Origin of the sequence: Sphingomonas immobilis (assembly GCF_030580995.1) — a bacterium.
In the GTDB taxonomy this organism is placed as follows: domain Bacteria; phylum Pseudomonadota; class Alphaproteobacteria; order Sphingomonadales; family Sphingomonadaceae; genus Sphingomonas; species Sphingomonas immobilis.
Genome location: NZ_JAUQSZ010000017.1, coordinates 17,380 through 39,912 on the forward strand (window position 1 = coordinate 17,380; position 22,533 = coordinate 39,912).

21 protein-coding genes are annotated in these 22,533 nt (G+C 68.3%); 13 read left to right on the forward strand and 8 right to left on the reverse strand.

Annotated features, from left to right (window positions below; genetic code table 11):
• Positions 1-49: 49 nt before the first annotated feature.
• Positions 50-1,120: a mannose-1-phosphate guanylyltransferase/mannose-6-phosphate isomerase gene (locus tag Q5H94_RS19475; protein WP_304562923.1), complete on the reverse strand. Its 1,071-nt coding sequence runs from the start codon at positions 1,118-1,120 to the stop codon at positions 50-52.
• A 180-nt stretch (positions 1,121-1,300) separates the two neighbouring features.
• On the opposite strand from Q5H94_RS19475, the gene Q5H94_RS19480 reads away from it, so the two are divergent.
• From Q5H94_RS19480 to Q5H94_RS19500, 5 genes are all read left to right on the forward strand, one after another.
• Entirely contained in the window at positions 1,301-2,689 is a 1,389-nt protein-coding gene (locus Q5H94_RS19480) for a TIGR03013 family XrtA/PEP-CTERM system glycosyltransferase (RefSeq protein ID WP_304562924.1), read from the forward strand.
• A gap of 4 nt (positions 2,690-2,693) precedes the next feature.
• Complete coding sequence (prsK, locus tag Q5H94_RS19485; RefSeq protein WP_304562925.1) at positions 2,694-4,748, forward strand: XrtA/PEP-CTERM system histidine kinase PrsK; 2,055 nt, start codon at positions 2,694-2,696, stop codon at positions 4,746-4,748.
• Positions 4,745-6,106, forward strand: coding sequence for a PEP-CTERM-box response regulator transcription factor (gene prsR, locus Q5H94_RS19490; protein WP_304562926.1), 1,362 nt, complete (start codon positions 4,745-4,747; stop codon positions 6,104-6,106). Before prsK ends, prsR begins: the two co-directional genes overlap by 4 nt.
• A complete protein-coding gene (locus tag Q5H94_RS19495) occupies positions 6,099-8,126 on the forward strand; it encodes a tetratricopeptide repeat protein (protein ID WP_304562927.1) in 2,028 nt (675 codons plus the stop codon). Before prsR ends, Q5H94_RS19495 begins: the two co-directional genes overlap by 8 nt.
• Positions 8,127-8,223: 97 nt before the next feature.
• On the forward strand, positions 8,224-9,057 hold the full coding sequence (locus Q5H94_RS19500; RefSeq protein ID WP_304562928.1) for an ATP-binding protein: 834 nt from the start codon (positions 8,224-8,226) through the stop codon (positions 9,055-9,057).
• 374 nt (positions 9,058-9,431) lie between these two features.
• Here the strand turns inward: Q5H94_RS19500 and Q5H94_RS19505 are convergent, their stop codons facing one another.
• Entirely contained in the window at positions 9,432-11,219 is a 1,788-nt protein-coding gene (locus Q5H94_RS19505) for an ABC-F family ATP-binding cassette domain-containing protein (protein ID WP_304562929.1), read from the reverse strand.
• A gap of 174 nt (positions 11,220-11,393) precedes the next feature.
• Here Q5H94_RS19505 and Q5H94_RS19510 point away from each other — a divergent pair, with 174 nt between their 5' ends.
• The 3 genes from Q5H94_RS19510 (at position 11,394) to Q5H94_RS19520 (ending at position 13,864) form a co-directional block, all read left to right on the forward strand.
• Complete coding sequence (locus tag Q5H94_RS19510) at positions 11,394-11,699, forward strand: hypothetical protein (RefSeq protein ID WP_304562930.1); 306 nt, start codon at positions 11,394-11,396, stop codon at positions 11,697-11,699.
• Positions 11,700-11,722: 23 nt separating this feature from the next.
• Complete coding sequence (locus Q5H94_RS19515; protein ID WP_304562931.1) at positions 11,723-12,385, forward strand: response regulator transcription factor; 663 nt, start codon at positions 11,723-11,725, stop codon at positions 12,383-12,385.
• Positions 12,386-12,556: 171 nt separating this feature from the next.
• Positions 12,557-13,864, forward strand: a complete 1,308-nt coding sequence (locus tag Q5H94_RS19520; protein WP_304562985.1) for a sensor histidine kinase — start codon at positions 12,557-12,559, stop codon at positions 13,862-13,864.
• 105 nt (positions 13,865-13,969) lie between these two features.
• Here Q5H94_RS19520 and Q5H94_RS19525 read toward each other — a convergent pair whose 3' ends face one another.
• The 5 genes from Q5H94_RS19525 to Q5H94_RS19545 form a co-directional block, all read right to left on the reverse strand.
• Positions 13,970-14,968 (reverse strand): LLM class flavin-dependent oxidoreductase, encoded by a 999-nt coding sequence (locus Q5H94_RS19525; RefSeq protein ID WP_304562932.1) that lies wholly within the window; start codon positions 14,966-14,968, stop codon positions 13,970-13,972.
• Between the two features lie 61 nt (positions 14,969-15,029).
• A complete protein-coding gene (locus tag Q5H94_RS19530) occupies positions 15,030-15,335 on the reverse strand; it encodes a hypothetical protein (RefSeq protein ID WP_304562933.1) in 306 nt (101 codons plus the stop codon).
• Positions 15,335-15,460, reverse strand: a complete 126-nt coding sequence (locus tag Q5H94_RS19535) for a hypothetical protein (RefSeq protein ID WP_304562934.1) — start codon at positions 15,458-15,460, stop codon at positions 15,335-15,337. The genes Q5H94_RS19530 and Q5H94_RS19535 overlap by 1 nt, the downstream gene beginning before the upstream one ends.
• 54 nt (positions 15,461-15,514) lie before the next feature.
• On the reverse strand, positions 15,515-15,733 hold the full coding sequence (locus Q5H94_RS19540; RefSeq protein WP_304562935.1) for a hypothetical protein: 219 nt from the start codon (positions 15,731-15,733) through the stop codon (positions 15,515-15,517).
• Between the two features lie 129 nt (positions 15,734-15,862).
• Entirely contained in the window at positions 15,863-18,016 is a 2,154-nt protein-coding gene (locus tag Q5H94_RS19545) for a S8 family peptidase (RefSeq protein ID WP_304562986.1), read from the reverse strand.
• A gap of 214 nt (positions 18,017-18,230) precedes the next feature.
• Between Q5H94_RS19545 and Q5H94_RS19550 the strand changes: the two genes are divergently transcribed.
• The 5 genes from Q5H94_RS19550 (at position 18,231) to glpX (ending at position 21,886) form a co-directional block, all read left to right on the forward strand.
• Positions 18,231-18,455: a hypothetical protein gene (locus tag Q5H94_RS19550; protein ID WP_304562988.1), complete on the forward strand. Its 225-nt coding sequence runs from the start codon at positions 18,231-18,233 to the stop codon at positions 18,453-18,455.
• 139 nt (positions 18,456-18,594) lie between these two features.
• On the forward strand, positions 18,595-19,254 hold the full coding sequence (locus tag Q5H94_RS19555; RefSeq protein ID WP_304562936.1) for a pyrimidine 5'-nucleotidase: 660 nt from the start codon (positions 18,595-18,597) through the stop codon (positions 19,252-19,254).
• Complete coding sequence (gene dapD / locus Q5H94_RS19560) at positions 19,251-20,075, forward strand: 2,3,4,5-tetrahydropyridine-2,6-dicarboxylate N-succinyltransferase (protein ID WP_304562937.1); 825 nt, start codon at positions 19,251-19,253, stop codon at positions 20,073-20,075. Before Q5H94_RS19555 ends, dapD begins: the two co-directional genes overlap by 4 nt.
• Positions 20,075-20,830 carry a glutaminyl-peptide cyclotransferase gene (locus tag Q5H94_RS19565; protein ID WP_304562938.1) on the forward strand — a complete coding sequence of 252 codons (756 nt, stop codon included), beginning with the start codon at positions 20,075-20,077 and terminating at the stop codon, positions 20,828-20,830. The genes dapD and Q5H94_RS19565 overlap by 1 nt, the downstream gene beginning before the upstream one ends.
• A gap of 84 nt (positions 20,831-20,914) precedes the next feature.
• Positions 20,915-21,886, forward strand: coding sequence for a class II fructose-bisphosphatase (gene glpX, locus Q5H94_RS19570; RefSeq protein WP_304562939.1), 972 nt, complete (start codon positions 20,915-20,917; stop codon positions 21,884-21,886).
• Between the two features lie 96 nt (positions 21,887-21,982).
• Here the strand turns inward: glpX and Q5H94_RS19575 are convergent, their stop codons facing one another.
• Positions 21,983-22,480 carry a GNAT family N-acetyltransferase gene (locus Q5H94_RS19575; protein ID WP_304562940.1) on the reverse strand — a complete coding sequence of 166 codons (498 nt, stop codon included), beginning with the start codon at positions 22,478-22,480 and terminating at the stop codon, positions 21,983-21,985.
• Between the last annotated feature and the right edge of the window lie 53 nt (positions 22,481-22,533).

Below are 22,533 nucleotides of genomic sequence, written 5' to 3' on the forward strand. Positions count from 1 at the left end.
TTGCGCCGCCGTCCGGGCGAGCCGCTTCGCGCCGCTCGGCATAGCTTCGCTACGCCTTGGGTTCGCTCGCCTTCATCTTTTCGATCAGCTTCTTCACTTCCTGGCTGCGGCCGCGCGGCAGGATGAGGATGTCGTTGCCCGACGCGACAACGATCAGATCCTCGACCCCGACCAGCGCCACCCGCGCACCGTCGGTGCGGACGAGGCAATTCGCGGTGTCGATCGCGATAACTTCGCCGGGGCCCGCATGCGCGTTGCCGGCATCGTCGCGGTCGCTGATCTCGTGCAGCGCGTCCCAGCTGCCGAGGTCGCTCCAGCCCATGCTGACCGGCACCACCGCGACGCGCTCGGCCTTTTCCATCACCGCATAGTCGATCGAATCGTCGGGCGAGGCGGCGAAGGCATCCTTGTCCGGGTAGATGCGCGTGCCGTCGCGCACCGCCTTGTCCATCGCCTGCTGGCACGCCGCCAGCATGTCGGGCGCATGAACCGACAGCGCCCCGAGATAGATGTCGGCGCGGAACAGGAAGATGCCGCCGTTCCAGGCATGATCGCCCGCCGCCAGCATCGCCTCGGCCTTGTCACGCGGCGGCTTCTCGACGAACTTGGCGACGCGGTGGACGCCGCCCGAAATCTCCTCGCCGACATGAATCCAGCCATAGCCCGTCTCGGGCGCGAGCGGATCGATCCCGAAGGTCACCAGCCAGCCGTCTTCGACCAGGGGCAACGCCGCATGGATCGCCGCGTGAAAGGCATCGACATCGGCGATGACGTGATCGGACGGCATCACCAGCAGCGGGCTCTTGTCCCCGGCGGCGATCGCGGCGAGCGCGATCGCGGGTGCGGTGTTGCGGCCCATCGGCTCCAGGATCAGCGCCTGCGCCGCCGCCTCGACATGCCCGAGCTGCGCGTCGACCATGTCGGCATGGCGTGCGTTGGCGACGACGATCGGGCTCGCGAACCGCTCACCGGTCGCACGCTTCGCGGTGAGCTGCAGCATCGTTTCTTCCGCCGTCAGCGCCAGCATCTGCTTGGGGCGTTCCGGGCGCGACATCGGCCACAACCGCGTCCCCGATCCGCCAGAGAGAATGACAGGCACGATCGGCGGCGAAAGCGGCATGGGTATCCCTTCGGGTGAAACCGACGCCTAGACCAAGGCGGGGCTTGAGAAAAGCAATACGACCTTGATCGCAATCGGTTTCCGCCGTGGGGCGGCGTTCAACCTTTGTTTGTCAATTTCTGCGACAGCCGAACGTGTGTCGGAATTGCTTACACACGCCACTTAAGGCCCGCTGCGACGATGATCAGGCTGTTCAAGCATTATATCCCCAATGCCGTGCTGCTGCTCGGGCTGTTCGACATCGTCCTGCTGCTGCTTGCGGGCGAGCTCGGCTACGAACTGCGCCTGCACCAGCTCGGCAGCCTGGTTGATCCGGTGCAGAACCGTATCGCGCAGCTCGCGACCTTCGCAGGCTCGGTCGAAGTCGCGATGATCGCAGTCGGCGTCTACGGCGCGGGCGCGCTGCAGTCGCTGCGCTTCGCGACGGCGCGGCTGCTGGTGGCGATCTCGCTCGGCGTCGTCGCGCTGAGCGTCATCTACTTCCTGCTGCCGGGCGTGACCTTCTGGCGCTCCAATCTGCTCTATTCGATGGGTTTCGCGGCAGTGCTGATGATCGGCCTGCGCATCCTGCTCGGCAAGACGCTCGGCGGGCAGGTGTTCAAGCGCCGCGTCGTCGTGCTCGGCGCTGGCGCGCGCGCGGCGCGGCTGAAGGCACTGGCGGCAACGCCGGGCGCGGGCTTTGTCGTCGTCGGCTATGTCTCGATGAGCGAACCCGCGCGCGTCATCCCCGAGGCGATCGCGCGCGACGCAATCTACAACCTCGCCGATCATGTCGTGCTGCTGAATGCGAGCGAGGTCGTGCTGGCTCTGGAGGAACGCCGCAACGCCCTCCCCCTGAAGGATCTGCTGCGCATCAAGACGACGGGCGTCCACGTCAACGAAATCTCGACCTTCCTTGAGCGCGAGACCGGCCGCGTCGATCTGCAGAGCGTCAACCCGAGCTGGCTGATCTTCTCCGACGGTTTCTCGTCGGGCCGGATGCTGTCGAGCGCGTTCAAGCGGCTGTTCGATATCGCCGCGTCGGCGACCCTCCTCACGCTCGCAGCGCCGGTGATCATCGCGACCGCCATCGCCATCAAGTTCGAGAGCAAGGGCCCCGCCTTCTACCGTCAGCGCCGGGTCGGCCTCTACGGCGTCGGCTTCGACTGCATCAAGCTGCGCTCGATGCGGCAGGATGCCGAGGTCGGCGGCAAGGCCGTCTGGGCGGAGAAGGACGATCCGCGCATCACCCGCATCGGTCGCATCATCCGCAAATGCCGGATCGACGAACTGCCGCAGACGTGGAGCGTGCTGAAGGGCGAGATGAGCTTCGTCGGCCCGCGCCCGGAGCGACCGCAGTTCGTCGACGATCTCGAACAGCAACTACCTTACTATGCCGAGCGGCACATGGTGAAGCCGGGCATCACCGGCTGGGCGCAGATCAACTATCCCTACGGCGCATCGATCGACGATTCGCGGCAGAAGCTGGAATACGATCTCTATTACGCGAAGAACTATTCGCCCTTCCTCGATCTGCTGATCCTGCTGCAGACAATCCGCGTCGTGATCTGGCCGGAAGGCGTGCGCTGATTCCATGATCGCGGGGGTGATCCTATGGAGCCACGCGCTCGCCGCCCTGCTGTTCGCGGGCGTGGCGATCACGCGGCTGCGCGAGGCGGGGTCGGCATTGCCGCGCCTCACCTTCACGGTCGCGCTGGTCGCCACCGCGCTGTGGGCGTTGGCGGTGGCGGGGATCGATGCGCGCGATTTCGTGACGCGCGTGGCGGAGTCGTTCCGCAACCTCGCCTGGCTGGGCTTCATGTTCGCGCTGATGCGGCGCGATCCGGCATCGCCGCAGCGCAAGGCGGTAGCCGCAATCTACGGCATCGTCGGCATGCTGATCCTGACCAACATCGGCCTCGCGAGCGCGGAGGAGATCATCGGCCGCGGCGTCGTGCCGAGCCTGCACGAGATCCGGTTGCTGTTCCGGGCGATGGTGTCCGTCAGCGCGCTGGTGCTGGTGCAGCATCTCTATGCTGCGGCGGCCCCGCGCGCGCGGGGCGGCATCCGCCTCGTCGTCATCGCGCTCGGCGCGATGTGGAGCATCGACCTGCTGCTCTATGCGACCGCGTATTACACCGGCGAAGTGCCGACCACATTGATCGCCGGGCGCGGCATCATCATTGCTCTAACAGCGCCGATCCTGGCGGTGGCGGTGCAGCGCAACGGCGACTGGACATTGCAATTGTCACGCACGGTCGCCTGGCAGACGGTCTCGTTCGCGGCGATGATCCTCTATATCGTGGCGATGCTGGTGGCGGGGAACGTCATCGCGGCGTTCGGCGGCCAGAATGCGCGGCTGATCGAGACGGCCTTCGTGTTCGGCACCACCGCCGCGGGGCTCACGCTCCTGTCGTCGCCGTGGATTCGCGCCTGGGCGAAGGTGAAGCTCGCCAAGCATTTCTTCCGCCACCGCTACGACTACCGCGCGGAGTGGGTGCGCTTCACCGATACGCTGGGCAAGCCCGATGGTGCGGCACCGCTGGCGGAGCGTATCGTCAAGGCGGTCGCCGACCTGACCGATTCGCCCGCTGGCCTGCTGCTGGTGCCGGAAGGCGCCGCGCTCGGCATCGGGCCGGGCTGGAACTGGGACCGCGGCACGCTGCCGGCGACGGGGGCCGGCGAGGAGCTCGCGCAGTATCTTTCCGGCAGCGGCCGCATCGTCGAGCTCGACACGGTGCGCGGTGGTACTGCCGACGCAGCCGAGCTGGCTTGCGTGCCGGAGTGGATGCTGTCGACCGATGCCTGGGCTCTGGTGCCGCTCGTCCATCTCGGCCGCTTGCAGGGCGGCATCCTGCTCGCCCGCCCACCGATCGACCGTGCGCTCGACTGGGAGGATTTCGACCTGCTGCGCATCGCCGGGCGCCAGGTGGCGAGCTATCTCGCCGAAGCGCGCGCGCAGGAGGCGCTGGCGGAGGGCGAGCGGTTCGACGAGTTCAACCGGCGCTTCGCCTTCATCATGCACGACATCAAGAACCTCGTGAGCCAGCTCTCGCTGACCGCCCGCAATGCCGAGCGCCACGCGGAGAACCCCGCCTTCCGCGCTGACATGATCGCGACGCTGAAGGATTCGGCCGGGCGGATGAACGGCCTGCTCGCCGCCCTGTCGCAGCATCATTCGGGGCGGGCGGAGGCGCTGGCGACGGTCGATCTCAAGGCTCTGGCCGAGCGCGTCGCGGGGCACCGGCGCGCGCAGCATCCGATCACCGTGTCGGGCAAGGCGGGCATCACCGCGCATGCCGATGCCGGGCAGCTCGAACAGCTTCTCACGCACCTGATCCAGAACGCGATCGAGGCGAGCGGGCCCAACCAGCCGGTCGGCATCACGATCGGCGGCACGCCGGAGGCTCCCGCCGTCACCGTGTTCGACACCGGCTGCGGCATGTCGCCCGCCTTCGTGCGCGAGCAGTTGTTCAAGCCGTTCGTCTCCTCAAAGCCCGGCGGCTTCGGCATCGGCGCGTTCGAGGCGCGCAAACTCGCCGAGGCGATGGGCGGCAGCGTCTCCGTCACCAGCCGCGAGGGCGAAGGCACGCAGTTCACCGTCACCCTCCTCCCCGCTCAGATTACCACCTTGGAGCAGGCCGCATGAGCGCCCCTCAGACCGAACGCCCGAAACTCCTGATCGTCGAGGACGACCTTGGCCTGCAGCGCCAGTTGCGCTGGGCCTACGAAGGCTACGACGTGTTCGTCGCGGGCAGCCGCGCCGAGGCGATCGATATGCTGCGCGCGGAAGAGCCCGCCGTCGTCACGCTCGATCTCGGCCTGCCGCCCGATCCCGACGGTACGACCGAGGGCTTCGCCACGCTGGCGGAAATCCTCGCGCTGAAGCCCGACACCAAGGTGATCGTCGCCTCCGGCCACGGCGCGCGCGATTCGGCGCGGCAGGCGATCGCGGGCGGCGCGTGGGACTTCTACCAGAAGCCGATCGACATCGATGCGCTCGGCCTGATCGTCAGCCGCGCCTTCCACGTCCATGCGATCGAGGCCGAGAACCGCCGCCTCGCCGAGCGCGCGAGCGGTACGGCGCTGGGCGGGATGATTACCGCAGCACCCGAGATGCTGAAAGTGACGCGCACGATCGAGCGCGTCGCGGGCGCCGACGTGTCGGTGATGCTGCTCGGCGCGAGCGGCACTGGCAAGGAACTGCTCGCGCGCGGCGTCCATGACGCATCGCCCCGCAGCAAGGGCGCGTTCGTCGCGATCAACTGCGCGGCGATCCCCGATACGCTCCTCGAAAGCGAGCTGTTCGGCCACGAGAAGGGCGCGTTCACGGGTGCAGTCAAGACCACCGAGGGCAAGATCGAACAGGCGGATGGCGGCACGCTCTTTCTCGACGAGATCGGCGATGTGCCGCTGCCGTTGCAGGTGAAGCTGCTGCGGTTCCTGCAGGAGCGCGAGATCGAGCGGATCGGCGGGCGCAAGGCGATCGCGGTCGACACGCGCATCGTTTGCGCGACGCATCAGGATATCGATGCGATGGTCGCCGCCGGGACCTTCCGCGAGGATCTGTATTACCGCCTCGCCGAGATCGTCGTGCGCATCCCGAGCCTCGCCGAGCGCAGCGGCGACGCGAGTCTTCTCGCCAGCCATTTCCTGAAGAAATACGCCAAGCAGATGCACTCCGCCGTCACCGGCCTCGCGCCCGATGCGCGCGCCGCGATCGATGCCTGGGGCTGGCCGGGCAACGTCCGCGAGTTGGAGAACCGCATGAAGCGCGCGGTCATCATGGCCGAAGGCAAGCTCGTCACCGCTGCCGACCTCGACCTTGCGGAAGGATCCGAGGAAGTGCCACTCAACCTGCGCGCCGCGCGCGAGGGCGCGGACCGCAAGGCGATCCGGCAGGCGCTGGCGCGGGCGGAGGGCAATATCTCGAACACGGCCAAGCTGCTCGGGGTGAGCCGGCCGACTTTGTACGATCTGCTCAAGAGCTATGACCTCCATGCTTGAGACGCGGATCGAGAAGCGGACGTCGTCGCGCGACGGGCGGCGCCGCTCGTCGCGCACGGCGAAGCGGATGTGGCGGCGGATCGGGCTGTTCGCCGTCATCGCGGGCATGGCCGCGCTCGCCGTGACCCTGTTCGCGATCAACGCGGCCAGACCGCATGCCGCCGACCCTGCGCTGGCGCGCGACGAGGTGCGGCAGAGCATCGCGCTGCTCGACGCCGGTAACTACAGCGCGGCGCGGCTGCACGCGCAGAACGCGGTGACCGCCGATCCGAAATGGGGCCTCGCCCACGCCCTGCTCGCGCGCACCTTCCTCGCGCTCGGCAATGGCGACGCGGCCGAGGGCGAGCTCGACCGTGCGACCGATGCGGGCTTCGATCCCGAGCGCGCGCACCATCTCTACGCGCATGCCTGGCTGTTGCAGGACGATGCCGATGCGGCGCTGACCGAGGCGGCCAAGGCACCGCCGCGCTATGCCGGTTATGCCGTGCGCATCGGCGCGCAGGCGCTGGCGGCGCAGGGCGACGTGCCGCGCGCGCAGCAGGTGCTGAGCGACATGCTCGACGCCAATCCGCGCGACGCCGCCGCCTGGGCCGATCTCGCGCAGATCCGCGCCGACGCGGGCAATGGCGCGGGCGCGATCGACGCGGTCGGGCGCGCGCTCGCGATCGACGGCAACAACCTCGCGGCGTTGACGCTGCGCAGCGAGCTGGTGCGCGACCAATATGGCCTCACCGCGTCGCTGCCGTGGTTCGAGGCGGTGCTGAAACGCGACGCTTATTATTACGACGCGCTGATCGACTATGCCGCCACGCTCGGCGATGTCGGCCGCTATCAGGACATGCTGGAGGCGACGCGCAAGGCGCTGGCGGCGCGGCCGGGCAGCGCCGATGCCTATTACCTGCAGGCGGTGATGGCCGCGCGGGCGGGCAATTTCGACCTGTCGCGCACGCTGTTCGCGCGTGCCAAGCCGACCATCGGCGACACGCCGGGCGCGCTGCTGCTCGGCGGGACGCTGGCGTTCAAGGCGGGGGCGTACCAGCAGGCGATCGACCAGTGGCAGGCGCTGATCGACCAGCAGCCGATGAACCTGACGGCGCGGCGGCTGCTCGGCCTTGCGCTACTGAAATCGGGCGATGCGCGCGGGAGCCTCGATGCGCTGCGTCCGGCGGGGCTGCGCGGCGATGCCGACAGCTACACGCTGATGCTGATTGCGCGCGCGTTCGAACAGACGGGCGAGCGCGACTGGGCGGCGAAATATCTCGACCGCGCGGCGTGGCCCGCCGGATCGGGGGCCAGTCCGTTCGGGGTCGACGACGATACGCCGACTCTGGCCGACGCGGTAAAGACCGCGCCCGACGAGCCGACCGCGCGGCTGAGCTATGTGCGCGGGCTGCTCGAATCGGGCGACCGCGACGAGGCGCTCGCACAGGCGCAGGCGATCGTGAAGATGATGCCGGGTGCGCCGACCGCCTATCTCGCGCTCGGCGATACGCTGGCGGCGCTGGGGCGCTACGGCGAGGCGGCGGCGGCGTATCGGAGTGCCGCCGGCCTGCGCTTCGACGAGCCGACGATGCTGCGGATGGTCGACGCGCTCGACCGCGCGGGGCAGCGCCAGGCGGCCCTCACCGCGCTGACGCTGTACCTCTCGCAGAACCCGCAGAGCATCGCCGCGCAGCGCATCGCCGCGCACTGGCAGATCGCGGGCGGCGAGTGGGACGCGGCGATCGAGACGCTGGAGAACATCCGCCAGCAGACCGGCAGCCGCGACGTGGCCTTGCTGGTTGATCTGTCGGCGGCGTATCTGGGGGGCGACGATGCCGATCCCGATACGGCGCTCGCCTATGCGAAAGCGGCGTACCGGCTCGCGCCGATGAACCCGGCGGCGGCGGACGCCTATGGCTGGGCGCTGCATCAGACGGGGCGCGACGATCAGGCGTTGCAGTTGCTGCAGAAGGCGGTCGCGATCGCGCCGGGGAATGCGCAGGTTCGCGAGCATCTGGCGGCGGTGCGCAAGCCCTGAGACCGATCGCCCTGAGCATGTCGAAGGGCTGTCCTTCTTTTCCGAAGAAGAAAGGGCAGGGCTTCGACAAGCTCAGCCCGAACGGTAAAGGAAGCGCATGACCGAATCTCCTTCCACAGCCGACCCCCTGGACCGTATCGCGGCGGCGCTGGAGCGGCTGTCGCCGCCGCGCCCGCAGCCCGCCGACCCGCTCGCGCATCCGGCCTATGTCTGGCGTGGCGGGGCGCTGACCGCAGCGCGCGCGTTCGCGCCGCAGCCGCTCGACGCGCTCTACGGGCTGGAGGCGCAGAAGGCCGCGCTGTTCGATACGCTCAGCCGGCTGGCGACGGGTGCTGCGGCGCACGACGTGCTGCTGTGGGGCGCGCGCGGGACGGGCAAGTCGGCGTTGGTCAAGGCGTGCGTCGGCGCGGTGCAACAGGCGGGCGGCAATCTCGCGCTGGTCGAGGTGCCGGGCGGCGGGCTCGACAGCCTGCCCGCGCTGTTCGCCGATATCGCCGGCGCCGCCCGCGCCTTCGCGATCTTCATCGACGATCTCGGCTTCGACGCGGCGAGCGACGCGCGCGCGCTGCGATCGATGCTCGACGGCGGGGCGGAGGCGCGGCCCGCCAACGCGCGGCTGTTCGTCACCTCGAACCGCCGCCACCTCGTGCCGCGAGACATCGAGGAGCAATCCTCCGCGATCAATCCGCGCGACGTGGTGGACGACAATCTCGCGCTGGCGGATCGATTCGGGCTGAGCCTCGGCTTCCATGTCATCGATCAGGACGCCTATCTCGCCATCGTGCGCGGCTATGCCGAGGCGCACGGCCTGCCCTTTGACGCGCAGGAGGCGGTGGGGTGGGCGACCAGGCGCGGCAGCCGGTCGGGGCGCGTAGCCTGGCATTATATCGTTGATCTTGCAGGACGAAACGGGCGGGCGCTGGCGGAATGACGACGCTCTAGAGTGATAGCTCGCTTGACAGATTGACGCCTGAATCGAAAATGTAAGGCGCGATCGTTTCCAAAATTGCACCGATCGCGAACGCGCATCGCGGTTGCCCGCAAGGCCGCGTTTCGATGGAGGTAGCCGGCGATAAGAAAGAGCGACGGCGACTGTCGCAGATCGGCGGCGTGTAGGACAGTGGCCTTGTTTGCCCTCTCCCGCCTTCGCGGGAGAGGCTACGGAGACTTGGTCCGCATTCTTCATGCGGGCCTAGTCGTAGTCGGTGAGGGTCTTCTTCTTTTCGCCGACCACGCGAAGAAGAAGACCCTCCCCTGCCCCTCCCGCGAAGGCGGGAGGGGGGAAGAAGGTGGCGTCGGCGAAACCTAAGCCGTGCCCTCGACCATTTCCGCCAGTTCCAGCCAGCGCAACTCGGCCGCTTCCTTCTCCGCGCGGGCGGCTTCGATCGCTTTCGTCAGCTTCTCGAAGCGCGGGAAATCCTTGGTGTAGAGTGCCGGATCGGCGAGCAGCGCCTCGTCGCGGACGATGGTGCCGTCGAGTTCCTCGATCCGCTTCGGCAGCAGCTCGAAATCGCGCTGGTCCTTGTAGCTGAGCTTCACGCGCGGCGGCGGAGGTGGCGGTGCGGTCGGCTCGACCTTGCGCGGGCCGGGCTTGCCGCCGCCGCTCGCGCGCAGCTTGCGGCGCTTCGCCCAATCCTCATAGCCGCCCGCGACGACATCGACGCTGCCCGATCCGTCGAGCCCGAGCGTCACCGTCACGGTGCGATCGAGGAAATCGCGGTCGTGGCTGACGATCAGCACGGTGCCGTCGTAGTCGCCGATCACGTCCTGCAGCAGATCGAGCGTTTCGAGGTCGAGGTCGTTGGTCGGCTCGTCGAGCACCAGCAGGTTCGACGGCCGGGCGAATTCGCGCGCGAGCAGCAGGCGCGAGCGTTCGCCGCCCGACAGCGTGCCGATCTTGGCGTCGATCATGCTGCCGTCGAACAGGAAATCCTTGAGATAGCCGATGACGTGCTTGCGCACCCCCTGCACGTCGACCCAATCGCCGCCGTCTGAGAGCACGTCGCGCACCGTCTTTTCCGGCGCCATCTTGGTGCGCTGCTGATCGATGACGATCGCCTCGATCGTCTTGGCGAAACGGATGTGGCCGCTGTCGGGCTCCAGCTCGCCGGTCAGCAACTTGAGCAGCGTCGACTTGCCCGCGCCGTTCGCGCCGACGATGCCGATGCGGTCCTTGCGCGTGATGCGCAGCGTGAGGTCGTCGATGATCTTGCGCGCGCCGAACGCCTTGGAGACGTGTTTGGCGTCGATCACGACCTTGCTCTTCGCGTCGTCGGTGCCGATCGTGAGGTTGGCGGCCCCCTGCGGGCCGATCATCGCGGCGCGTTCGGCGCGCATCTCCTTGAGCTTGGTCAGGCGGCCCTGGTTGCGCCGCCTGCGGCCGGTGACGCCGCGCAGCAGCCAATGCTCCTCGATCTTGAGCTTGGCGTCGAGCTTCTGGGCGTTGCGCTCCTCCTCCGCATAGACTGCTTCCGTCCAGGCATCGAAGCCGCCGAAGCCGATCTCGGCGCGGCGGAGCAGCCCGCGATCGAGCCACAAGGTCTGCTTGGTGAGGCGCGTGAGGAAGGCGCGGTCGTGGCTGATGACGACGAAGGCGCCGCGAAAGCGCGAGAGCCAGTCCTCCAGCCATTCGATCGCGGCAATGTCGAGATGGTTGGTCGGCTCGTCGAGCAGCAGCACGTCGGGATCGAGCGCGAGCGCGCGGACGATGGCGGCGCGGCGGCGCTCGCCGCCCGAGGCGCTGGCGGATTCGCGGGAGAGATCGATGCCGAGCTGATCGGCGATGGCGTCCGCCTCATAGGGCTGCGGCGCGTCGTCGCCGGCGAGCACGTAATCGCGCAGCGTCGGAAAGGCGCGCAGATCGGGCTCCTGCTCCAGCAGGATCACGCGCGTGCCGGGCACGATCGTGCGGCGGCCCTCGTCGCTGTCGATGATTCCGCCGATCAGCTTCAGCAGCGTCGTCTTGCCCGCGCCGTTGCGCCCGATCAGCGCCAGCCGGTCGCGCGCGCCGATGTGGAGATCGAGGCCCTGGAACAGCCAGCCGGAGCCCTGGATGACGCCAAGGTTTTCATATGCGAGTATTGGTGCGGCCATAGGCGTGCGCCCCTAACGCCTTAGCGCAGCTAAAGCGAGGGCCACGCGCACGCCCGGCCGCCCTTCCCCGTTCGTCCTGAGGAGGAACGCGCGAAAGGGTATCGGCCGTTACTGAACACCAAGCGCCCTTCCCATTCATAGGCTATTCAACGCACCCCCCCTATGCGACACCCCATGAAGATGCCCGTCGCCCTAGCATTCTCCCTGTTGTTCGCCGCCGCCTCTGCGCCTCCCGCGGATGCCGGGGAGCAGCGCCGCGACCAGCGCGAGGCGTTCGATGCGCGCCGGCAGGGCCGCATCCTGCCGCTGCGCGAGATCGAGCAGCGCGTCGTGCCGAGCATGCCGGGCAGCCAGTATCTCGGCTTCGACTTCGAGGCCGAAACGGCCATTTACACGCTCAAGTTCGTGCGCGATGGCGTCGTCATCTGGGTCGAGGTGGATGGCCGCTCGGGGCAGGTCGTCGGCCGCACCGGGCGCTGAGCGAGAATAGCAAGGGGACTGACATGCGCGTTCTGATCGTCGAGGACGAACCGAATCTGGGCCAGCAGCTGAAGAACACGCTCGAAGGCGCGGGCTATGCCATCGACCTCGCGACCGATGGCGAGGAGGGGCATTTCCTCGGCTCCACCGAGAATTACGACGCGGTCGTGCTTGATCTCGGCCTGCCCGAGGTGGACGGGCTGACCGTGCTCGACCGCTGGCGCAAGGAGGGCAAGACGATGCCCGTCCTCGTGCTGACGGCGCGCGACAGCTGGTCCGACAAGGTCGCCGGGCTTGACGCAGGCGCCGACGATTATGTCGCCAAGCCGTTCCAGTCGGAAGAGCTGATCGCGCGGCTGCGCGCGCTGATCCGCCGCGCATCGGGCAATGCCTCGTCGGAGCTGACGGCGGGCGACGTGCGGCTCGACACGCGCAGCGGCAAGGTGACGCTGGCGGGCGAGCCGGTGAAGCTGACCGCGCAGGAGTATAAGCTGCTCAGCTATCTGCTGCATCACAAGGGCAAGGTGGTGAGCCGCACCGAGCTGATCGAGCATATCTACGACCAGGATTTCGACCGCGATTCGAACACGATCGAGGTGTTCGTCACGCGCATCCGCAAGAAGCTTGGGCAGGATGTGATCACCACGATCCGGGGGCTGGGGTACAGCCTCGAAGAGCCTGCATAAGATGACTCGCTCTTTCCCGTTCGGGCTGAGCCTGTCGAAGCCCTGTCCTTCTTTCTGACGATGGCAGAAGAAGGACAGCCCTTCGACAAGCTCAGGGCGAACGGTGGTGTAGCCGCGTCACCCCCCACCCCGCACCCGCGCGTGCGGACGACGGGATCGCTGTCGCGCCGCATGATCGTGATCGCGGCGGCGTGGATCCTGCTGCTGCTGGCCGGTGGCGGTTTCGCGCTGGACCGGGTGCTGAGCGCCGCCGTCACGCGCAATGCCGACGACCAGCTCGAATATGTCCTCAACGCGCTGATCCTCGCGTCGCAGATCGATGGCGAGGGGCAGGTGATGTTCACGCGCGAAGCCGCCGACCAGCGGTTTCTGGAGCCCAATTCGGGGCTTTACTGGCAGGTCAGCGCGCCGGGGCAGGAGCCGTTTCCGTCGCGATCCTTGTGGGACCGGCGGCTGGCCTACGGCGGCAAGCACAACGACCTCGGCGTGCATTATTACGACAGCAAGCAATTCCGCGACGAGGCACTGCGCATCGTCGAGCGCGACGTGCAACTGCCGGGGTCCAAGGTGCGCTGGCGTTTCCAGGTCGCGCAGACGCGCGCGGGGCTGGACGAGCAGATCAAGGTGCTGCGCAGCACGATCTTCAAGAGCTTCGCGATGCTCGGCCTCGGGCTGTTCGTGCTGGCGATCCTGCAGACCTTCTACGGCCTGTGGCCGCTGCGCAAGGTGCGCGAGGAGATCGCGCGGATGCGCGCGGGCAAGGCGCGACAGGTCGAGCGCGCGATGCCCAACGAAGTCGCGCCGATGGTCGAGGAGCTCAATGCGCTGATCGACCATAACGAGCGCCAGGCGGAAGAAGCGCGCCGCCACGCCGGCAACCTCGCCCATGCGCTCAAGACGCCGCTGACGGTCATCATGAACGCCGCCACCGCGCAGAGCGAGGATCTTGCCGAGACGGTGATCCGCGAGGCGCGGACGATGCGGCGGCAGGTCGATCATCACCTCGCCCGCGCGCGCGCCGTGGGGCGGCGCGGATCGGCGCACAGCCGCGCCGACGTGTGGCCGAGCCTCGAATCGGTCGAGCGCGCGGTGTCGCGGCTCTATCGCCACGTCCGCTTCGACGCCGACGGGCCGAAGGATCTGCAGGTTCATGTCGAGCGGCAGGATCTCGACGAGATGCTCGGCAACCTGATCGAGAATGCCGCCAAATACGGTGGCGGCAGCGTGTTCGTGACGGTGCGGGCGCTGGCCGGCTTCGTCGAATTCCTGATCGAGGACGACGGCGCGGGCATCCCCGAGGAGCAGCGCGTGCGCATCTTCGATCGCGGCGTGCGGCTCGACACCGGCAAGCCCGGCACCGGGCTCGGCATGGCGATCGTGCGCGACGTGGCGGAGATCTACGAGGGCACGGTCAGCCTCGAGGAGAGCGAGGATCTCGGCGGGTTGCTCGTGCGGCTGCGGTTGCCCGCCGCCAACTGATCCCGGCTCCTTGTTTCCGTTCGCACTGAGCCTGTCGAAGTGCTGTTCTTTCTTCGTGCCAAGACAGGGCTTCGACAAGCTCAGCCCGAACGGATTTGTGCGGCGTTACGCCGCGACCTTCAGATCCTGCATCACGGCCGCCGCGATCTCCAGGCTGCGCTTGCGGGCGTCGTGATCGAACATCATGCTCGTCAGCATCAGCTCGTCGACGCCGGTGCGCTCGATGAAATCCCCGACGCCGCGCGCGACGGTGGCAGGCGCGCCGATCGCCGAGCATTGCAGCACGTGCGAGAGCAAAGCGTTGCCCTGTACGCCCAAAGTCTCGCGATAGCCGCGCACCGGCGGCGGCAGGCGGCCCGGCGTGCCGGTGCGCAGCGCGACGAACGCCTGCTGCTGCGAGCTGGCGAGATATTCCGCCTCCTCGTCCGTATCGGCGGTGATGACGTTGAAGCCCGCCATCAGATACGGCTTGTCGAGCACCGCCGAGGGTTTGAAGTCGCGTCGGTAGATATGGATCGCATCCATCAGCGAATCCGGGGCAAAATGCGAGGCGAAGGCATAGGGCAGACCCAGCATCGCCGCGAGCTGCGCGCCGAAGGTGCTGGAGCCGAGGATCCACAGATCGACCTTCGCGCCCGCGCCCGGCGTGGCGGAAATGCCGGTCTGGCCGTCATCGGCGAAATAGCTCTGCAGCTCGAGCACGTCGCGCGGGAAGGCGTTGGGATCGCTCTGCAGCGTGCGGCGCATCGCCTGCGCAACGCGCTGGTCCGATCCCGGCGCGCGGCCGAGGCCGAGGTCGATGCGGCCCGGAAACAGCGCGTCGAGCGTGCCGAACTGCTCCGCGATCAGCAAAGGCGCGTGATTGGGCAGCATGATGCCGCCCGCCCCGACGCGGATCGTCTCCGTCGCGGCGGCGACATGGCCGAGCACGACCGCGGTAGCGGCGCTGGCGATGCCAGGCATGCCGTGATGCTCCGCCGTCCAGTAGCGCGTGAAGCCGAGGCGTTCGGCATGTTTCGCCAGATCGGCGGCATTGGCGAGCGACTGCGCGACGCTGCCGCCCTGCACGACGGGGACGAGATCGAGGAGGGAATATGGGGTCATGCGAGCGAATGTGGGGCGGCGATGGGCGCAACGCCAGCCCCGATCTCGCACCGGAAGCGCCTCAGCTGCGGTTGATCGCCTGCTGCGCGAGTGCCGCCTCGACGGCGGCAAGGCCCTCGATGCTTTCGATCGCGCGGTCGAGCGGCCGTCCGAGGCCGGCCTGATCCGTGTTGAGGAAGGTCATCGCGGCACCGGCCGGCAGGGATCGCAGCGCCGCGGAGACGACGCGCCCCTGCCGTGCGGCCTGATCGGCGGAGAGCCGGGGCTGGTCCTTGCGATGGCCGAACTGCCGCCGCGCGGGCGATTTCTTCTCGTACAGCGACGGCTCTTCGGCGGTGTCCGCAGTGGCGGCGGGATCGGCCGGCATCAGTTGCTCTTGTTCTGCGTGAGCTTGACCGCGTTCTTGTCGACGGTCAGCGGCGTGGTGGCCTTGGCCTCCACCTTCTTGGGTTTGCGCACTTCCTTGTTTCCGCGCTTCTGGGCCTTCGCCATGAGACGTTCCTTCGTGATGGTGGAAAATCGGCGAGCACCGGGCCCGCCGCCGGATCAGGCGCGGCGGCTCATGAAGGCGGTGCGCGCGACGGTGCCGGTGATGATGCTGGTGCGGAACGCCTTGGCGATCACCGCGGTGTCGTCCGCATTGTTCAGGACGACGCGGGTGCCGCCGGCGGGCAGCGCCTCGATCGCGCTGATCGCGACCTTGTGGCGCGTACACATGGCGGCGACTTCGGCTTGCGTGACGGTGAGATTGATGGCGCGAGACATGCAGACCCCTCTTTTCGAGCGGGAGCATATCGTCTCTCAGTCACGCCATGCCCGGAGCTTTGGCGCGATGGACCCTATATGGTGACGCCGTAACGATCCGCAACGCGCGCCGCCGGATATATTCCGTCGCTAGAAGCCCGCCGACCACCGGAACGCGCCGCCGACATCGGTCGGCAGCAGCGCGAAATTGCCCGGCTGGCGACGCACGAACAGATTGGTCTGCAGATTGCCGATCCAGACGGGGCGCGAATAGCGCGCCTCCATGTCGATCTCACGGCCGGTGGGGGCGAGATTGATGCGCTGCGTCGCCCAGGCGGAGACCGCGCCGGTGTCGTAGTCGTAGTCGGTCGGCAGGACGAGATCGAGCCCGCCGCTCGCCACGCGCAGCGGCTGCGCGATGCGAAGGCCGAAACTGTCGTGCCCGAATATGCCGTTCTTGCCGATGTCGGCGGCAAAGGCATTGGTGCGGAGGACGCCCCCGCCCCTGAGCCCGCCGCCGACCGAGGCGAAGGTCCAGCCCTGCCGCAGCGACCCGCTGAGCGACCAGCCGCCGTCCAGCTCCAGCCGCGCCGCCGCATCGAGGAACCAGCTCGACGCGCGCGCGCCGCCCAGGCCGCTGCCGAAATGCGCGCCGAGCATCGAGCCCTGTTCGTTGAGGTTGCTGCCCGTCACCGCCAGCGCCAGCCCGCCGAAACGCCGGTCTAGCGTCAGCGCGGTGCGATCGTAGCCGAAGCGGCGGTAGTTGCCGCGCGCCGCAGGCAGTGCGTCGCCGTCGCGCGACAGCACGTCGCCGCTTTCCGCCGTCGCGGTCAAGCCGTAGCGGCCGAGCTGCTGGCGGTATGCGGTCGAAGCCTTGACCGCGCTGTCGAAGCCCGCGCCGCGCACCGGATCCTGCGCGACGAGGAAACCGGGCGCGGAGATGCCGCCGAGCGTCTGCGACAAAGCCGCGCCGCTTTCCGAAAAGCCGAAGGCGATGCTGGAAGTACGGGTCAGCCGGTTGGTGATGATGCCGGCAACCGCGCGGGCGGTGCGCGCCTGCCCGTCGCTGAGCTGCAAGCGCCCGACCGAGACGCCGCCGCCTGCGGTGGGCTGCACCGTCAGCGCCATCGTCATGTTGCCCGAGGCGATCGAGAGGTTGCGCGTGCGCGACGAGAGCGAGGCGGCGAGCGTCCGCTCCGGCCCGCTGCGATTGATCGTGCCGGCGAGATCGACCGAAAAGGCGCGACCGAAGCCGTCGAGGATGACCGCGCCGAGCGGCCCCTGGTGCGCGTCGCCCATCGGTGCCGACAGCATCGCGTTCGAACCGAGCGACACGGGTGCGGGCACGCCCGCGATCATCGTCGTGCCGATCGGCGAGAAGGCGCGCGTCAGATCGAGCACGCCCTGACCGTAGATAGGGTCCACCCCCGCCGCCCCCGCGTCCCGCGCCGAGGTGAAGAGCAGGTTGACGATCTGGGCACTCGTCAACGTCGGGAAGGCTTGTGCGAGCAAGGCGGCGGCGCCGGCGATCTGCGGGGCGGAGAAGGAGGTGCCGGACCAGAGATAGGCGACGTTGTTCTGGTCGGGCGCGCGCACGCTTTCGCCGACCGCGGTCAGGAAATGCGCGGCACCGTCGCCGGCGCGGTCGCTGAAGGTCGAGATGACGTCGGCACCGGGGGTTCGCGAATCGTTCGCGCCGACCGATCCGGCGATGATGACGAGCCCGCGCGCCTGCGGGCGGTTGGCGATCTCCGCGAAGGGATCGGGATTGACGGTGCCGTCATTGCCCGCCGCGATGACGATGATGACGCCCGCCGCCGTCGCGCGGTCGATCGCATTGGTCAGCGTTGCATTGGGTGCGCTGCCGCCGAGCGACATATTGATGACGCGCGCGCCGTTGGCGACCGCCAGATCGACGCCGCGCGCGATCGAGCTGTCGTTGAACTTGCAATCGGGATTGCCCTTGGCATCCATCGTCGCGCAGGTGCCCGGCGTATCGGCGCGCGCGACGATCAGCGTCGCGTCGAAGGCGATGCCGTGCGTGCCCGCGTCGTTGCGCCGCCCGGCGATGGTGAAGGCGACGGCGGTGCCGTGGCCGCCTTCGTCATCGACGGTCGTGCCGCCCGCGACGTTGGCGGAGGCCGACGAGATGCGCGAACCGAACTCGGCGCTTTGCAAGTCGATACCGCTGTCGATCACGCCGACCGCGATCCCCGCGCCGGTGCCGCCGTGGCTGTAGGCCGTCAGCGCGTTGGCGGAGACGGCGCCTGCGGTCGCGCGATATTCGGCGGTGTCGTAGTTGATCGGGCTGGGCGTTGGCGTCGGAGTTGGCGTTGGGGTGGGTGTCGGAGTCGGCGTCGGCGTCGGCGTCGGCGTCGGCGTCGGAGTTGGGGTCGGCGTCGGGGTCGGAGTTGGTGTCGGAGTTGGTGTCGGTGTTGGTGTCGGTGTTGGTGTCGGTGTTGGTGTCGGTGTTGGTGTCGGAGTAGGTGTCGGTGTGGGTGTGGGTGTCGGCGCAGGCGTGGGCGTCGGGCTCGGCGACGGACTGGGGCTTGGCGAAGGGCTGGGGCTCGGCGAAGGGCTCGGTGCCGGAGTCGGCGCGGGCGTGCTGCCGACACCGCCGCCGCCACCGCCGCTGCACGCGGACAGACAGGCGAACATGACGAGCGCCGTCCCGGCCAGCAACGACGATCGACTCACGCCGCGCACCATCATGACATTCTCCCCCGAGGCCGCGCTTTGCTGACTGATACAGAGCCGGATTTTTGTTAACGAATCGTAAAAAGTCTATTCCGCAAGCACCCCGGGTTGACGCCGCCTCCCTTGCGCGCCGCCGCCTGTTTCACGTTGCCGATCCCCGGCGCACGCCGTACAGGCCGCCCTCGATGCTTGCGCGCCTTGGCCATATCCGCAACTGGATTTTCGATCTAGACAACACGCTCTATCCGGCGAGCGCGGACCTGTTCAGCCAGATCGACGCGAAGATGACGGGCTATATCGCCGATCGCTTCGATCTCGAATGGGCGGACGCGCGGCGCATCCAGAAGGGCTATTTCCTCGATCACGGCACGACGCTTGCGGGGCTGATGCGCGAGCATGACGTCGATCCGCACCATTTCCTCGATTACGTCCATGATATCGAGATGGACGTGCTGGAGGAGAACGCCCCGCTCGCCGCCGCGATCGCCAAGCTGCCGGGGCGCAAGATCGTCTTCACCAACGGCGACGGCCCCTATGCGACGCGCGTGCTGGCGCGGCTCGGCCTCGGCGAGACCTTCGAGGCGGTACACGACATTCACGCGATGGACCTGAAGCCCAAGCCGCAGGCCTCCGCCTATGCGGGGCTGTGCGCCGCCTTCGGGCTCGATCCGGCCGAAAGCCTGTTCGCCGACGACATGGCGCGCAACCTCGCGCCCGCCGCCGCCATCGGCATGACGACGGTGTGGGTCGACAACGGTTCCGAACAGGCGGCCGACGCCGACCGCAGCTTCATCCATTTCACCACGCACGACATCACGCACTGGCTTCACGAGGTTCTGGAATGAGCGACGACCTGCAGACGACGATCGAAGCCGCCTGGGAGGCGCGCGACACGCTCGGCTTCGCCACGACCGGCGCGGTGCGCGATGCGGTCGACACGGCGATCGGCCTGCTCGATGCCGGCAAGGCGCGCGTCGCAGAGCCGACGGCGGACGGCTGGACGGTGAACCAGTGGCTCAAGAAGGCGGTGCTGCTGTCGTTCCGGCTCAACGACAATTTCGTGGTCGAGGGTGGCTCGGGCGGATCGCCGGCGTTCGACAAGGTGCCCTCCAAGTTCGCGGGCTGGGGCGAGGCGGAGTTCCGCGCGGGCGGTTTCCGCGTTGTGTCGGGCGCGGTCGCACGGCGCGGGAGCTTCATCGGCAAGGGCGCGGTGCTGCTGCCGAGCTTCGTCAACATCGGCGCCTATGTCGGCGAGGGCACGATGGTCGATACCTGGGCGACGGTGGGGTCGTGCGCGCAGATCGGCAGGAACGTACACCTGTCGGGCGGCGCGGGCATCGGCGGCGTGCTGGAGCCGTTGCAGGCCGATCCGGTCATCATCGAGGACGGCGCGTTCATCGGCGCGCGCAGCGAAGTGGCCGAGGGCGTGCGCGTCGGCGAGGGTGCGGTGCTGTCGATGGGCGTCTACCTCGGCGCATCGACCAAGATCGTCGACCGCGCGACCGGCGAAATCTTCCAGGGCAAGGTGCCGCCCTATTCGGTGGTGGTGCCCGGCACGCTGGGCGGCGGGGACGGCAAGCCCGCGCTCTACTGCGCCGTCATCGTCAAGCGCGTGGACGCGCAGACGCGCAGCAAGACCAGCATCAACGAGCTGCTGCGCGACTGATGCGGCGGCTCGCGCTCCTCGGGCTCCTGCTGCTGACCGGGCAGGCCCCTGCCCCGCTGCCGCTGGAACCCGCGAAGGTGATCGCGCACTTCCCGCACGATCCCGGCGCGTACACCGAGGGGCTGTTCTACCGCGACGGCGATCTCTACGAGAGCACCGGGCTCGAGGGGCGATCGAGCATTCGCCGCGTCGATATCAAGACCGGCACAGTCCACCAGAAGGCGACGATCTCGCCGGCCTATTTCGGCGAGGGCATCGTCGACTGGGGCGACCAGATCATCAGCCTGACGTGGCAGAACGGCGTCGGCTTCCGCTGGTCGGTGAAGAGCTTCAAGCGGCTCGGTAGCTTCCGCTATCCGGGTGAAGGCTGGGCGCTGACCAAGGACGCGCACGACATCATCATGTCGGACGGGACGCCGGTGCTGCGCTTCCTCGATCCCAGGACGCTGAAGGTGCGCAAGCGCGTAACCGTCACGGTCGACGGCAATCCGCTCGAGCGGATCAACGAGCTCGAATATGTCGACGGCGAGGTGCTGGCCAACATCTGGCAGACGCAGCTGATCGCGCGGATCGACCCGGCGAGCGGGCATGTCGTCGGCTGGATCGACGTCAGCGCGCTGACCCGTCAGGCCGGCGTGAGCGGAGCGGACAGCGTGCCCAACGGCATCGCCTGGGACGCGAAGGGCCGCCGCCTGTTCGTGACGGGCAAGAACTGGCCGCTGATGTTCCAGATCGCGCCACCGAAGGGCAAGTAGAGGCGTAAACGCGCCCGAATCGCATCGACAACGTCACAATGCCTGCCTATCCGACTCGATAGGCCAAAGGGGAAAAACCGAACCATGCCCAACGCGACCGTCAGCAACGTCCTCGACCGTGTCCTCGTCCTCGAAATGGTGCGCGTCACCGAAGCGGCGGCGATCGCCTGCTCGACCCTGATCGGCCACGGCGACGAGAAGGCGGCGGATGCGGCGGCGGTCGATGCGATGCGGACCGCGCTCAACGAGCTCTACATGGACGGCACCGTCGTGATCGGCGAGGGCGAGCGCGACGAGGCACCGATGCTGTTCATCGGCGAGAAGGTCGGTTCGGCGATCGGCAAGGGGCCGAAGATCGACATCGCGCTCGATCCGCTCGAAGGCACGACGATCTGCGCGACCGGCGGTCCGAACAGCCTCGCCGTGCTCGCCGTCGCCGCCGAGGGCGACCTGCTCAACGCGCCCGACGTCTATATGGAAAAGATCGCGGTCGGCCCGGGCTACCCCGCCGGCATCATCGACCTCGACAAGTCGCCGACCGAGAACGTCAAGGCGGTCGCCGCGGCGAAGGGCGTCGATCCCAAGCTGATCGTCGCCTGCGTGCTCAACCGCCCGCGCCACGAGAAGCTGATCGCGGAGCTGCGCGCGCTCGGCTGCGGCGTGATGCTGATCGGCGACGGCGACGTGGCCGGCGTGATCGCGACGACCAACCCCGACACGACGGTCGATATCTACATGGGCTCGGGCGGCGCACCGGAAGGCGTGCTGGCGGCGGCGGCGCTGCGCTGCGTCGGTGGTCAGTTCAAGGGCCGCCTGCTGTTCCGCAACGACGACGAGCGCGCGCGTGCCGCCAAGTGGGGCGTCACCGATCTCGACAAGCAGTACGACCTGACCGAACTGGCCAAGGGCGACTGCATCTTCGCCGCGACCGGCGTGACCGACGGATCGCTGCTGGAAGGCGTGAAGCGCAAGAAGGGCATGATGACCACCGAGAGCGTGGTGATGCGCGCGTCGTCGGGCACGGTGCGCTGGGTGAAGGGCGAGCATCGAATCTGATCCGTCGCCCCGGCGCAGGCCGGGGCCGTTGCGTTTGACGCGGACCTGTTGCCCAAAATCCAGCGGCCCCGGCCTTCGCCGGGGCGACGGTTGTGGCTAGAGGCTCCGCTGCATGTAGAGCGTGTCGAGCAGCCGGCCGAATTTCTCGCCGATATTGCTGAGCCGCCCGGCCTCGCGGAAGCCCAATTTCGCGTGGAGCGCCACCGATGCCGGTTCCGGCCCGCCGATGACCGCGACGATCTCGCGGAAGCCCGCCTCGCGCGCGGCGACGACCAGCGCCGTCAGCAAAATGGTGCCGATCCCCGACCTGCGCAGACCGGCGGCGATGTAGATACTGTCCTCGCACGAGCGCGCGTAAGCGGCGCGGTCGCGGAATTGCGTGGCATAGGCGTAGCCGGCCACCGCCCCTTCCCGCTCCGCGGCCAGGAACGGCCATCCCTGCGCGGTGACCTCGGCGATCTTGTCGGCCCAGACATCGACTCCGCGAGGCGCGGTGTCGAAGGTCGCCGTGCCGTGCAGGACGTGATGCGCGTAGATAATGGCGATCGCCTCCGCATCGGCGGGTGTGGCGGGGCGGCAGGTGATCGCGCTCATCGGTGCATCTCACCGCCTTTGCGCGTGCGGATCAAGCCGCTACGCTTGCGCCT

Bases quoted from the DNA above. Each gene is read 5' to 3' on its own strand.
- prsK (WP_304562925.1), top strand. From the start codon at position 2,694: ATGATCGCGGGGGTGATCCTATGGAGCCACGCGCTCGCCGCCCTGCTG.
- Q5H94_RS19525 (WP_304562932.1), bottom strand. From the start codon at position 14,968: ATGACCCCATATTCCCTCCTCGATCTCGTCCCCGTCGTGCAGGGCGGC.
- Q5H94_RS19495 (WP_304562927.1), top strand. From the start codon at position 6,099: ATGCTTGAGACGCGGATCGAGAAGCGGACGTCGTCGCGCGACGGGCGG.
- Q5H94_RS19480 (WP_304562924.1), top strand. From the start codon at position 1,301: ATGATCAGGCTGTTCAAGCATTATATCCCCAATGCCGTGCTGCTGCTC.
- Q5H94_RS19510 (WP_304562930.1), top strand. From the start codon at position 11,394: ATGAAGATGCCCGTCGCCCTAGCATTCTCCCTGTTGTTCGCCGCCGCC.
- Q5H94_RS19540 (WP_304562935.1), bottom strand. From the start codon at position 15,733: ATGTCTCGCGCCATCAATCTCACCGTCACGCAAGCCGAAGTCGCCGCC.
- Q5H94_RS19555 (WP_304562936.1), top strand. From the start codon at position 18,595: ATGCTTGCGCGCCTTGGCCATATCCGCAACTGGATTTTCGATCTAGAC.
- Q5H94_RS19535 (WP_304562934.1), bottom strand. From the start codon at position 15,460: ATGGCGAAGGCCCAGAAGCGCGGAAACAAGGAAGTGCGCAAACCCAAG.
- Q5H94_RS19515 (WP_304562931.1), top strand. From the start codon at position 11,723: ATGCGCGTTCTGATCGTCGAGGACGAACCGAATCTGGGCCAGCAGCTG.
- Q5H94_RS19475 (WP_304562923.1), bottom strand. From the start codon at position 1,120: ATGCCGCTTTCGCCGCCGATCGTGCCTGTCATTCTCTCTGGCGGATCG.
- Q5H94_RS19565 (WP_304562938.1), top strand. From the start codon at position 20,075: ATGCGGCGGCTCGCGCTCCTCGGGCTCCTGCTGCTGACCGGGCAGGCC.
- dapD (WP_304562937.1), top strand. From the start codon at position 19,251: ATGAGCGACGACCTGCAGACGACGATCGAAGCCGCCTGGGAGGCGCGC.
- prsR (WP_304562926.1), top strand. From the start codon at position 4,745: ATGAGCGCCCCTCAGACCGAACGCCCGAAACTCCTGATCGTCGAGGAC.
- Q5H94_RS19530 (WP_304562933.1), bottom strand. From the start codon at position 15,335: ATGCCGGCCGATCCCGCCGCCACTGCGGACACCGCCGAAGAGCCGTCG.
- Q5H94_RS19505 (WP_304562929.1), bottom strand. From the start codon at position 11,219: ATGGCCGCACCAATACTCGCATATGAAAACCTTGGCGTCATCCAGGGC.
- Q5H94_RS19575 (WP_304562940.1), bottom strand. From the start codon at position 22,480: ATGAGCGCGATCACCTGCCGCCCCGCCACACCCGCCGATGCGGAGGCG.
- Q5H94_RS19500 (WP_304562928.1), top strand. From the start codon at position 8,224: ATGACCGAATCTCCTTCCACAGCCGACCCCCTGGACCGTATCGCGGCG.
- Q5H94_RS19520 (WP_304562985.1), top strand. From the start codon at position 12,557: ATGATCGTGATCGCGGCGGCGTGGATCCTGCTGCTGCTGGCCGGTGGC.
- glpX (WP_304562939.1), top strand. From the start codon at position 20,915: ATGCCCAACGCGACCGTCAGCAACGTCCTCGACCGTGTCCTCGTCCTC.